Here is an 11,719-nt window from a genome sequence, read left to right as displayed (position 1 = left end):
CTGGAAATGGCAGTCACTCCTTCGGTGGACTGCCTTCCCAAAGAATCCGTTCTCAAACCAACTTCAAGCTCAAAATCGCCATATGCGATTCCCCTGCCCCTTGAAGGGGGAGATAACAATCCATCCAAAAGGACTCCCCAATGACCAACCATGCCGAGCAACTCGGCAGGGCGCGGACGGCTGCCGAATTCGCTGCCGTCATCGCCTTGCTCGACATCGACCTCAACGACGCGCTTCGCTGCAGAGCCGAGCTGGCGGAGGCCGAGGACCGCGCGGTCTTCGGCGACGGCGACCTGGCCGCCGCGCGTGCCGTCCTCGACGACTGCAACGACCACATCGCCCTTCTGGAAAAGACCATCTACGCCGCCGGCAAGCGCCGTGCGGAGGTGGCGCTGAGCGAAGCCAGGGCCGACATCGCCGCCCTTGGCGACGAGATCAAGGCCAGGGCAGCAACGCTCGGCGAGCGCTGGCGCAGCGTCCAGCGGCTGGTCGAGCAATTGCGCCAAGAACTGTTCGAGGCCGACGCGCTCGCCCGCACTATTGCCACCGCCAACGGCCTGTTCGACGCCGCCGGCGTCACCGAGCTGAAAGCCAATCTGACCACCACGCGCCGCGCCGCCATGGCCGGGCCGCGGGCTGCCGCACCCGCCCGCCTCAGCCGGCCGGCGCTGCAGGCCGACAGGCTGCTGCTGTCCTTCCTCAGCCCCGGTGGCGCGCTCGATCCGCGCCCGGCGCTCGGCGCGCCCGTCGACAGCGTCAAAAGCAAATTCATCCCCGCAGTCACCTCCTTTGGCGAACGAGGCTGAACCATGTGCACACTAGCTCTTCTTGGACTGGCAGGGACCGCTCTGTCGGTCGGCGGCGCGCTGGTCGAAGGCCAGCAGTCGAAGCAGATGGCCGACTACCAGGCCAAGGCCTATGAGCAGCAGGCGCGGGCCGACGCCCAGTCGGCAGCCTTCGACCAGAGCCAGGAGCGCCACAAGCAGGATCTCCTGCTGTCGCAGGCGCGCGCCCAGGCTGGCGCGTCCGGCGTCGGCATAGCAGGCTCGCCGACCGAGGTGCTGGCGGCCAACGCCAGGCAGGGCCAGCTCGACCTCGGCGCGATGTTGTACGGCTCGCAGCTGCGCCAGAACAGCCTAAACACGCAGGCCGCGATCTCGCGCTTTTCCGGGAAGCAGGCGGTAACGGCGTCGATCTTCAAGGCCGGCAGCGCGCTCGTTGGTGGGCTTTCCAAAATCTACGACCCGACCAAGGCGGCAGCCTCAAGCACCATTGCCGGCACGGTGCCGAAGCGGTCGGTGTTCTTCGGCGGTTCAGCCCTCAGGACTTCGTGAGCAGGGAACAGCCAATGGTTAGCATCATCCCCCTCTCCATTGCCCAGCGCCGGCTCGATACCGGCAACGCGCCGCAATATCCTCAGGGATCGCCAGTCGGCGGCGCCATCCAAGGGCTGGGCGACCAGCTTTCTGCCGTCGCCGAGCGCTACCAGCAGATGAAAGACCAGCAGGAGGCGTTCGACGCCGAGCTGGCGCGCCGCCGGTTCGCCAGCCGGATCGCGCAAGCGGAAGACGAGGTGGCGGCGAACGCGCCGGCCGATGGTGCCGGCCTGCATGAGACGATGTATGGCCAGGTCGACCCCCGCAACGGCCGGGTGGTCAAGACAGGCCTGTTCGACACGCTGTTCGACGCTGCCTTGCCTGAAATGCCCGAGAGCCAGCGCACCAACTTCGCCAGGCAGAAGGAGACATTGCGCGCGGTTGGCGCGCGGCGGATGGCGCAGCGGCAGAAGGCGCAGCGCGACGACTATGAGTTGGCCGAGTGGACCAAGGTCGACAACATCTCCACCAGTTCAATCGCAAAAAGCGACCCGAACGACACTGCAAACTTCGAGGCGATCCGGCAGAGCGGGTTTGACCTGATCGCCAAGATCGGCAACCCGCTCGCCCGGCAAGCGGCGGAAGTCGCCTGGCGCACCAACACGGCCAAGGCGCTGGTTCAGGCGATGATCGCCCAGGACCCGAAGCGCGCTGCCGAGATGCTGGGTGCGGCAGCAGTCACTCCGGCGAGCAGAGCGGCCAATGCCGTGGATCGTTCCAAAATCGCCGAGAACGCCGATGTCCCGGTAGACGGGCCGGTGACCGATGCACTGTCGCTCCGCGGGAGTGCTGAACAGCCCGACAGCAGGGCAACTTGGGCGGCTGCTCCTTGGATTGCCGAGCTGTCGCCGGAAGACCTTCATGACCTTGGCCAGAAGACCCAAGTCGCCATGACGGCGCAACTCTTTGATGCCCGCACCAATGTCCAACTCGCGCACCAGAATGCACCGGACACCCTCATGTATACCGGCAACTACTCCGGAAAAAGGCCGGACGATGGAGAGCTTGCCGCAGTCTATGGCGTCGAGGAGGGTGGCAAACAATCTCTGGATCTCGAACGAACGTTCCAGGTCGGTCACCAGGCATTCGACATGGTCAGGATGCCGAAAGATGCCATCGACGCGAGAGTGCTCGCGGCCAGGCCCAAGCCAGGCAGTGCCACTCCGGAGCAGGATCAGGCGCAATTTGAGATAACGGCGACCGCCGCCAGGCAGGTCTTGCAGGCTCGTTCCGCCGCTCCCGCCGATTTTGCCCGCAAAATCGACCCGACAGCTGACGCGTACTGGAACGCCGTATCGAGCGAGGACAGCTACGATCCGGCTGCCTATCAGAAGGCGATCGCCCGCTCTGTCTCGGTGCAGTTGCAGCTTGGAATCAAGCAGGTCCAGCCGCTGCCGCCGTCTGTCGTCGAGGACCTCGTCGACACCCTGAACGACGAGAGCGTGCCGCAACGCGAGCGGGATGCAGTGCTGCGGGATTTGTTCGCGGGCACGTCCGATCCGGGTGTTCTGGCAGCTATGGCGCTGCAACTAAGTAACGAGAACCAGTCTCGGATTGCGCGGAGCATCGCGAGCAACGCAGTTCCTGTATCGGCCGAGGAACGTGTCAGCCGAAATCTGGCAGCATTCGACGCTCTGCCTGCGGGGCTGAAGCCGCTTGTAGCGCTCAATGACACAGTTCGGTTGATGGCGGACGGAGCGACATTCGGATACGCCGACAAATTCGCAGCCACCATGAATTCGCTGATCTCGGGCAGCAGCTACGAGGACGAACTCGCTGCTGAGCGTGCCGGGACACAGGATGCGAGAGATCGGGCTGGCTCCGCGGGGACTGCTGCGGAGGTGCTAGGCGCGTATCTCAGTGGCCGCGGCCTTGGAGAGGGCGGCATCACCTTCAGTGGCAGGTTCGGCACAGCCGCCATGGAAGGTTTGTCGGGCCTTTTCGCACGTGCAGGTCTGATGGGTGCTGAGGGCGCCGCTTACGGTGTGGTGGAAGCCTCGGGCCGTGATGAACCGGTAGTCAGCAGCGTAGCTTCGGGCGCGCTGTGGGCCGCTGGCAATCAGTTCCTGAAGGAATGGTCGACCATAATTCATGATGCGCTGCCAGGTTGGCTGGGGATCAGCACCAGGCGCCTTCGCAGAAACTGGGAGGTAGAATATAATCTGGAGTGGCCCATGGATTCCGATACAGGTCGGCCCATGCAAGCTCATCACAAGAAACCACGGTCTGCAGGCGGGACACATGACGGATGGAACATCGAGCCCCTCAGTAAAGCCGACCACATCAAGCATCACAAAGAACAAGGCCACTTTAAGATGTGGGGCGGCTGGAGCAAAAGTAAAGGGAAATTGGAGCCATGAAAACAAATCTGGATGACGCCGATCCCGATCTGAGCAAAGTAAAGCCTCTGCCGCTCGAAAATTCGCGTGCTAGCGTAGAATTCAAGCGTGACCGTCGTCGGGCTCGTGCATATCTTGAATCTCACAGCTGGATATCAGCTATCAAAGGTGAATACCTAGGATACCGTCTTGACGGTGTCATATATGTATTTCTGTTCGAGTTTATACCCGCCGAGCCGAATGTGCCGTCATGGACATGGGTCATCGTTGGCGACTTACCTTCGGCTTATATTAGCTGTCACTACGCCAAGACGCCCTATGTGGCACTGGACGGCTATATTGGCGCCATGGAAGAATGGGTCGAAGCCGCGCGGGAAGGAAAGTCGGTTGAGGACATTATTCCAGTCAACGTGCCGGCCACTCCTGAATATGCTGAAAGGTTGGGTGGCCGCCTCAATTTCCTCCGGAAAAATGTTCTCCCGTTACTTCGAAAATGAAGTGTTTCGCAACAGCAAGCGCCTACGGTTAACGACCAACCCGTAATACTCAACATCGTGGTGCATAGTCTCGGCTCGCCGCGTTGGATCGCAGCGTTAGTCTCAGCTTTGAAGCCTCAGAAAAGAACCGAATCGAGAATCTGCTCTATGGGACGGTCAACAAAGTGACAGTTGGAGACTGCTTGTGTTCGAGATATGCCGACGAATTTTTTCCGATGGACGGTGGGCGAATGTCTGGGCCACAGCTTCACTGAAAGAAAAGCCCAGCCTGTCGGCCATCTGCCAAAGACTCATCGAATACGCCACCAATGTCTGCAAATAGGAGACTTGACCAGTTGTTCAAATTTGTGACATTGGATTCGAGTTTTGATAGAAGTACGGGTAAGAAAATTTATGATCTAATCAAAAATCTACCCATTGGAACCGTGATAATTAAAGTCACCACTGGAGGCAGATAGTGTTCGAGACATTCCGGCAGAATTTTCCGATTGAAAGCAGAGTGTCGGCATTTGGCGGCGAGGGGGCGGTCGACACAGAAATTCGAGGCTTGAATGAATTGCTGGCCAGCTTCGGGGGCGCCTCGTTCAGGAAAGGCCTGTATCGGATCATCCGCGCACAGGACTTGGTACGCTGGAATGCCAGGGTAACTTTGGGTTTTCCGGAATCCGACGGACGGATCACGTGCTTTGGCTACGATTGGCAAGGATCCGCATTTGCGGTTGACAGCCAGAGGCTTGAGCACGGGCAGCCTGGCGTGCTGCTGTTTCAGCCCGGCACGGGACAAGCACTTGAAATACCCGCCAATATCGAGACCTTCCATGACGTTCTGGCCGTGGAAGATCCGGACGCGGCGCTGGATGCCAACATTTACGTGGAGGACTGGCTGGCGGCAGGCGGGGCGCAACCCGCCTACGACCAATGCATCAGCTATAAGAAGCCGCTTTTCCTCGGTGGGGAGGACGATGTTTCAAACCAGGAGTTGTCGGACCTGGAGGTCTATTGGCACATTATGGGCCAAGTCATAGCCAAGCTTAAGGGGCTGCCTCCGGGGACTCCGCTGAACATCGGTAAAACGCCCGAACCCGGCAAGGCCCCGTCATCGCCTCCGAAATCGATCCTGCAGAAATTGAGGGAATTATTCACAAGATAGATCACAGGTGGCCTGAGGGACATTTCATGAGCACTGGTTAGGCTTCGGTACTTCCGGAAGCGTTGGTTCCGACAAGTTTTCTAAGCTCTCTGTTGCCGTGAGCAACCAAGCGCTGGAATGACGGCGTTACCCCTCGATGGGGCTGCATCTGATTTTCTGGGGGCGACGCAAGCCCTGACAGCTGATTCTCGTCGGGTTACCGGCGGCAGTCGACACAAACGCTACCTATTCGATCTGAAGTCCTCAAGCCTCGCCTTCGTGGGGCTTTTTTCATGGAGCAAGCCTTATGGCCCGACCCGCAACCGCCGCCGTTCGCCTGTTGACCGGCGAGCGCGAACCTGTGCGCCTGGCGACGACCGCGAACCTGGAGACGATCGTCATCGACGGCGTTGCCTGGATCCAGGGCCTCAAGATGGTCGATGGCGTCCAGACCACGACCGGCGACCGGGTGCTGGTCAAGGATCAGGCGGATGCCAGGCTCAACGGCATCTATACGGCGTCGGAAGGCTACTGGTACCGCGCCGCCGACGCGCGAGCGGGGCGCACCATGCAGAAGGGAACGACGGTGCATGTCCAGGAGGGCGAGGTTTCGGCTGATTTCGTCTTCGCCTTCCAGACGCTGAACCCTGTCGTTGGAACCAGCGACATCGTCCTCAGCTTCTATCAGTCCGACGATATCGTCGGGGATATTCGGGACGCCACGCAGGACATCATCGACCAGGCCCAGGCCGCTGCCAATGTCGCGGCCGAGGCGATGACAACGGTGATCGATCCGCAATTCGCGACGCTCGCGGCCGCCCAGGCGTTTTCCCCGCCAATCGCCCCGACATACATCCGCACCGCGTTCTACGACAGCTATCAGGTTGCAGGCAGCGGCGCCGTTTACCGCAAGAACAGCACCGCGGCCGGGGATCTGGTGATCACCCTGAGCGATGGCGTGACGCTGGCGGGGTATACGCTGGCGTCAATCCCCGTGAGGGCATCCATGCTCGGCGCGCGAGGTGGAGGTGCGAACGCCACGGCCGCTATCGGTGCACTGCTCTCGGGGAGCTATCCGCATGTTCTGATTGACGGCTCCTACCAGACCGACGGCAACCACCTTATCTCTACAGCGAAGAAGCGCGTCGAATGCCTGGGTGGCTCGGCTCTGATCCTGCGCGCGCCAGTCGGCACCGTCACTGGCCACTATCCCGTGATCGATATCGCTGCCGATGACGTCCAAGTCGACGGGGACTTGACGATCGATGGTGGATCACATGCCGGGTACCAGGCTTCCATAGGAATCCGCGCCGGTCTTTCGACAGGCGCGCGCAGGAAGCGGCCGACCATTCGTGGCATCAAGGTTCGCAATCTTGGGCTCGCGGGTGTTATGGCGCTCTGTGTCGACAGCCCAACAATCGAGGACATTGACGGCTACAACATCATCACGCCAACCGGCGGCGAGTTTGGCGATACGGTCTATGTTGCGGGTGTCCGTAAGTCGATCGTGCGCAACATCCGGTCGGCGAAATGCAAACGCGACGGTGTCGTGCTGACCTATTCCGGAAACCTCAACACGACAGATATCCTAGTGGACGGTGTTATCGCGGATGGCCACCTGGACAGCCCTTCGGCCGGTGTCTGGGTGGAAATGACTGGCGCGCGAGATCCACGAGGGGTTATCACCAACGTGGTGGCGAATGACTGTCTGGTTGGCGTAGCCGCGACTGACGCCAACAGTGAGATCGTTATTTCGAATATCAAAGCGGTCGGCAACCGGCTCTCGGGCAGTTCGGCCGGCAACGTCTTCGGTGTTCAGATTCAATCGGGCCGGCTCGATAATTGGTACATCGACCGCTACAACACCGCCTTGCAGTTAGAGCCCAACGGCGAATACCAGTTCGCCCTCAGCTCGCAAGTTGGATCGTTTGCGACTGGCGAGACTGTCAGCGGCGGCGCCTCTGGCTCGACCGGAACCCTGCGGTTCCAACATGTTGAGATCGTCGTCACCGGTTCAACTGTCGACTATGAACTCGGCGAGACGGTGACAGGCGGTTCATCCGGCGCGACGGGCACCTTGGTCGACTTCTTTGCCAACGTGCTGCGGGTCTTGCCGGTAAGCGGGACGTTCCAGGCCGCTGAAACAATCACTGGCGGCATCTCTGCGATTGCCAAAACGGCAAGCAGCGCGACCCGGCGCATCTATGTGCGCGATTCAGCCGGCATCTTCTCGGCTGGCGAGACGATCACGGGCGGTACGTCCGGCGCGACAGCCGCAATCGCCGCTCCATACCAGACGCCGCTTGCGATCGGCCCAGGCACGCTAATGAACTGCGCGACCGACGCCATTGTCGTCGCGAACGTAGTGACACCGGCGAGCCTTAGCCTTACGGGCATCAGGGGCAACACCCAGTCGCATGGCATCCGGTTCAACCTTTCTGCGGGCCAACGGCTGCGCAAAGTCAGTCTCAGGGACATCGCCCTGAAGAACTCGACTTCCGTTGGTATTGCCTTTCGGGTGACCACCGGTGGCGTGATAGACGAAATGCTGGTCGATGGTCTCGACATGTCGGAATGGGTTGGCGATGGCACCGGCAGCTCCATCACGGCCGGCATCGTGACCCGGTTTATTGGCGGCAACAATCCCGGCCTGCAGGGGACATCGAGTGTGCCGATCAACCTGAGCGCCAACACAACGCTGTTCGGCCTGCATAATCGCGCCCTTTGCCACAACAATGGCGCTGGCGCGGCGCGGACGCACATGCTGCCACCGGCCGTGCCGGGCTTGCGGATCGGCTTCGCCGGCGTGCACTCGACCCATGTGATGAATCTCGATCCCAACGGCATGGACACGATCAAGGGCGGAGGTGCAGGAAAATACCTCATCCTCCATCCCGGTGAGCGCGTGATCTTGGAGGCCTATGCGTCGGGATTGTGGGTTGTCACTTCGGCGATCGGCTGGTCAGGGGATTTCGAGCCCTAGCAAATTGTGACTCGATAGCCCTGATGTTATCAGAAGCCATGTTCTTTTTGCTGTGGGCAACGGTTATTGCGACGACAATACTTTTGCTGACCAGATTCCCCACAGTTTCGGCGATCTGGATCGGCTTCGTTGGTCTTTGCGCCTATAGCATTCCGGCATTACTCGGCATCACTCGGCCGGTTTTGTCCGGCAAGATGTCGGCATACTACGCCCCGACCTCCGACGCGGCCACGCTGGTGATGGCTGTGGCATGGCTCGGCTTTGCGCTTTCTCTTCTCGCCGCCGACACAAGCGGCTATGCGCAGAAGCAGCCGACGATCCGAGCAATACCGCATCCAGTCTATTTGAACCGGTTTCTGTTGGCGGCGCTCGGGCTTATCATTCTTTGCTACAGCTCTTTGGCGTACAAATCCGGCAATTTCTTATGGCTGCTCGATGCTCGCACGGAGATCAGCTCCTACATCGGCGCCGACTGGCTTCTCTGGAAATGGGCAATAGCTCTCGGTTTCCTCGTCGGGTGGTATTTTCAGGTGCCTTGGGCCAGAGCTGTCTTCTCATGCCTGCTCGCGTTGATCATTATCGGCGCAGATCGCACTACCCCGGTCATCACTCTAATCTCTCTAGGTATCGCTCTCATGTGGGCCCGGCCAGCTATTAGGACGCTGTTTTCCGGAAAATCGGTAACCGCAGCCGGAGCAGTGCTAGCCGTCATTTTCTATGCCAAACCTTTCTACGTGTCTCTGAGGTCCGACCAGTCCTTCAGCGATATTCTCGCGTCGACAGACGCAATGTCTTTGCAGGCCGGTTGGGAGGCTTTCGGCACACATGAGCTGCTTGAAAAAGTCGTCGCCTTGAATATTTCATATCCGCTTTGGAGTACGATGCGGGATTGCTTGGCGCAGTTTCTGCTGGTGCCGTCCTATTTCGGATTTGGAAGCAGCGGCTTCAATGAGCTTTTGCAGCAGCAGGTGTTTTCCCAGGCGACGTATGGGCTAGCCTCCAATTTATGGGCGCACTGCTGGGCGACCGGTGGGCTCTTTGGTGTCTTGATCGGAGGAGGAGTTTATGGTGCCAGCATCCTGTTTCTGAACAACTTGATAGTTCGTAGCAGGGGTATGGTGTTTTTTCTGTTACTTCTGGTGGCGGCCACGATTGGGGTGTACGCCCACAGGAACAGCCCTGAGAACATTCTTGCGCTGATCCGACCGATCGTCATCGTGTTTTTCATAATTCAGGTGATGGCCGGTTTAGCCACTCTGCAAGTGCGATCTCGCGGATGATCCCCGTCAGAGATGGCCATTCGTCCACACCACGTCGGCCTTGACCACGACCGGGGTTTCATCACTGCGCTTTTATAAACGCGATTGTTCCTCCGGCTCGGCCAAACTCTGTAAATCCACGCCTGGTTATGTTCCGCTCCAACTCCAGCGCTTCGGCAGAGCCGGTCAATTTGGGGTGGAACTCGATGATGAGCTTTTCAAATAACCCAAAATGGTTCACCGGATGCTCGTTTCGGCGCCTTCGATATCCATGATCAAGACGTTTGGCTTGAACGGAAGGTCTGAAACGATTGTCGGTATTGAGAGCATAGGTACTGTGAGGCGTTCAGCTTCGTTGTCTCGACACAATACGCTGGACGACCAGAAATTTCAACTGATACCGAAGCTGATGGAGCCGTCGGACGGGCCTACGGCGACGGTCTTAAGAACGGGCAAGCTGATCCCATTGAGGCGAAAATTCTCCCTCATGGATGGGACTGTCAGGAATTCCCTGTGCGGGCGGGCGGTTGAACATTATGTCGCCATGGCTTTGATGAAGCGCTCGCCGAAGATGACGGCAAACTGGGCCTTGGCCATGGACCACTCCCGTGGCGGCATTTTCCACTCTTTTTCGGACCGGTTCAAGATCATAGAGCAGCTTGGTCGCCGCGTCATCGCTGGGGATGTGGCCCCGGCCATCACATATCGCATGCGGCGGGAGACGCCGTTCAAAGACAAGATGATGTTCCGGACTGTTACCGTTCTTTTGCCGATGGTAAGAATTTCAAAGCCAAGATCGCGAGCGCTCCGGATGGCTTCTAAGATCATCTCGGTTCCTTACAAGTAAACTCACTCGTCCAGCCGCTGGCAATGTGTGTGACGCGAATTCACGGCTCCCCCAGTTCTCGCGCCGCCTTCACCGGCTTTGGACTTGACTTGATCACGGCATAAGCACTGCTCTGCACCTTCGACGATGTCTGTCATCTTCCCCTCTCTCCTCAGGATTTGCGTCCTGACCAGAACACCACGGCCATGCCCACCAGTATGGCTGCGCCAATCAACGCCATGATCCGCCAGTCCATCCCCAGTCCTGGCCGGAACATGTCGTGAGCAAATTGAACCATCGTTTCCATCCTCCCAGCCTAGCAAAAACCAATCTGAAAGGAACCATCACCATGGACCGCAACTTCGCGCGGGCGCTTGTGCTCGTCCTCAAATCGGAAGGCGGGTGGTCGGACAATCCGGCCGATCCCGGCGGCGCCACCATGAAGGGAGTGACGCTTGCCAATTTCCGTCGCTATGTGAAGGCCGACGCGACAAAGGCGGACCTGCGCGGGATCCGCGATCCGCAGGTGGCCGCGATCTACCGCCGTTTCTACTGGGACGCGGTGCTCGGCGCCGAGCTGCCCGATGGTGTCGACTATGCCGTGTTCGATTTCGCGGTTAACAGCGGGTCTGGCCGGGCGGCGAAATACCTGCAGGCGGCCGTCGGCGTTGCCCAGGACGGCCGGATCGGGCCGGCGACCCTTGCCGCGGTCAAGGCAAAGCCGGCCGGTGTCATCATCGATGCGCTTTGCGATGCGCGGCTGGCGTTTCTCAAACGGCTGCCGACATGGGTAACGTTCGGGCGCGGCTGGTCCGATCGCGTCAGGTCGGTGCGGGTTCAGGCCTTGCTGATGTCGGCGCAACGACCGGCGGAACCGGTGGCGGCCCCGGCGCCTGTCCCGGCGCCGCCCAAGGTCGAAACGCCCGCTGGTGGGGCGCCGGCGGTCAAGCCCGTGCCGCCGGCGGCGTCATCCGGCGGCAAGACGGCGGCCGTGACCGGAATCCTCGTCCTCATGGCCGGAGCGCTCGCGGCCTTCTGGCACCACGTCATCGGTTTTTTCGGGAGCGCCTTCTGATGACATGGTTCAACACCAACGCGCTGCACAATCTCCTCAACACGCTGATCGCGATCATTTGCGGTGGCGCCCTGGCCGGCTTCGACTGGACGATGTTCGGGGTGAGCGACCGCACCGCGCTTCAGATCAGCGGCGCCATTGCGCTGGCCAAGATCATCATCAACGCCATTCGCGACGGGCCGGCGGGCATGGTCGCGCCGCCGCCACCGGCAGAGGAGAAGTAAGATGGAAGGTC

10 protein-coding genes and 1 pseudogene are annotated in these 11,719 nt (G+C 60.0%); 9 read left to right on the top strand and 2 right to left on the bottom strand.

All coding sequences use genetic code 11. The features are described 5' to 3' along the window. The first annotated feature begins 140 nt into the window (after positions 1–140). The 7 genes from ASD99_RS16895 to ASD99_RS16865 all read left to right on the top strand — a co-directional run bounded on the left by ASD99_RS16895 (position 141) and on the right by ASD99_RS16865 (position 9,604). Complete coding sequence (locus ASD99_RS16895) at positions 141–806, top strand: hypothetical protein (RefSeq protein WP_057144330.1); 666 nt, start codon at positions 141–143, stop codon at positions 804–806. Between the two features lie 3 nt (positions 807–809). Next, positions 810–1,334, top strand: coding sequence for a hypothetical protein (locus ASD99_RS16890; protein ID WP_057144329.1), 525 nt, complete (start codon positions 810–812; stop codon positions 1,332–1,334). Positions 1,335–1,348: 14 nt separating this feature from the next. After that, entirely contained in the window at positions 1,349–3,736 is a 2,388-nt protein-coding gene (locus ASD99_RS34305) for an HNH endonuclease signature motif containing protein (RefSeq protein ID WP_200951005.1), read from the top strand. Further along, positions 3,733–4,212 carry a hypothetical protein gene (locus ASD99_RS16880; RefSeq protein WP_056592110.1) on the top strand — a complete coding sequence of 160 codons (480 nt, stop codon included), beginning with the start codon at positions 3,733–3,735 and terminating at the stop codon, positions 4,210–4,212. The genes ASD99_RS34305 and ASD99_RS16880 overlap by 4 nt, the downstream gene beginning before the upstream one ends. 457 nt (positions 4,213–4,669) lie before the next feature. Next, entirely contained in the window at positions 4,670–5,362 is a 693-nt protein-coding gene (locus tag ASD99_RS16875) for a T6SS immunity protein Tdi1 domain-containing protein (RefSeq protein WP_156389004.1), read from the top strand. Between the two features lie 286 nt (positions 5,363–5,648). After that, on the top strand, positions 5,649–8,324 hold the full coding sequence (locus tag ASD99_RS16870; RefSeq protein ID WP_057144328.1) for a right-handed parallel beta-helix repeat-containing protein: 2,676 nt from the start codon (positions 5,649–5,651) through the stop codon (positions 8,322–8,324). A 23-nt stretch (positions 8,325–8,347) separates the two neighbouring features. Continuing rightward, positions 8,348–9,604, top strand: a complete 1,257-nt coding sequence (locus tag ASD99_RS16865; protein WP_057144327.1) for a hypothetical protein — start codon at positions 8,348–8,350, stop codon at positions 9,602–9,604. Between the two features lie 513 nt (positions 9,605–10,117). Here the strand turns inward: ASD99_RS16865 and ASD99_RS33390 are convergent. Further along, positions 10,118–10,277 (bottom strand): annotated as a pseudogene (locus ASD99_RS33390) (IS256 family transposase); the annotation flags it as partial. Between the two features lie 304 nt (positions 10,278–10,581). Next, positions 10,582–10,716 (bottom strand): hypothetical protein, encoded by a 135-nt coding sequence (locus ASD99_RS35155; RefSeq protein ID WP_274533701.1) that lies wholly within the window; start codon positions 10,714–10,716, stop codon positions 10,582–10,584. Positions 10,717–10,758: 42 nt separating this feature from the next. Between ASD99_RS35155 and ASD99_RS16855 the strand changes: the two genes are divergently transcribed. Further along, entirely contained in the window at positions 10,759–11,484 is a 726-nt protein-coding gene (locus ASD99_RS16855) for a glycoside hydrolase family 108 protein (RefSeq protein WP_057144325.1), read from the top strand. Next, a complete protein-coding gene (locus ASD99_RS16850) occupies positions 11,484–11,708 on the top strand; it encodes a hypothetical protein (RefSeq protein ID WP_057144324.1) in 225 nt (74 codons plus the stop codon). Before ASD99_RS16855 ends, ASD99_RS16850 begins: the two co-directional genes overlap by 1 nt. The last annotated feature ends 11 nt before the right edge of the window (positions 11,709–11,719 follow it).

This window comes from Mesorhizobium sp. Root695 (genome assembly GCF_001428185.1).
GTDB lineage: Bacteria > Pseudomonadota > Alphaproteobacteria > Rhizobiales > Rhizobiaceae > Mesorhizobium.
This window is presented reverse-complemented; position numbering and strand designations above follow the sequence as displayed.

Coding starts and splice junctions, on each gene's coding strand:
- ASD99_RS16880 (WP_056592110.1), top strand. CDS start 3,733: ATGAAAACAAATCTGGATGACGCCGATCCCGATCTGAGCAAAGTAAAG.
- ASD99_RS16855 (WP_057144325.1), top strand. CDS start 10,759: ATGGACCGCAACTTCGCGCGGGCGCTTGTGCTCGTCCTCAAATCGGAA.
- ASD99_RS16870 (WP_057144328.1), top strand. CDS start 5,649: ATGGCCCGACCCGCAACCGCCGCCGTTCGCCTGTTGACCGGCGAGCGC.
- ASD99_RS16895 (WP_057144330.1), top strand. CDS start 141: ATGACCAACCATGCCGAGCAACTCGGCAGGGCGCGGACGGCTGCCGAA.
- ASD99_RS35155 (WP_274533701.1), bottom strand. CDS start 10,716: ATGGAAACGATGGTTCAATTTGCTCACGACATGTTCCGGCCAGGACTG.
- ASD99_RS16865 (WP_057144327.1), top strand. CDS start 8,348: ATGTTATCAGAAGCCATGTTCTTTTTGCTGTGGGCAACGGTTATTGCG.
- ASD99_RS16850 (WP_057144324.1), top strand. CDS start 11,484: ATGACATGGTTCAACACCAACGCGCTGCACAATCTCCTCAACACGCTG.
- ASD99_RS16890 (WP_057144329.1), top strand. CDS start 810: ATGTGCACACTAGCTCTTCTTGGACTGGCAGGGACCGCTCTGTCGGTC.
- ASD99_RS34305 (WP_200951005.1), top strand. CDS start 1,349: ATGGTTAGCATCATCCCCCTCTCCATTGCCCAGCGCCGGCTCGATACC.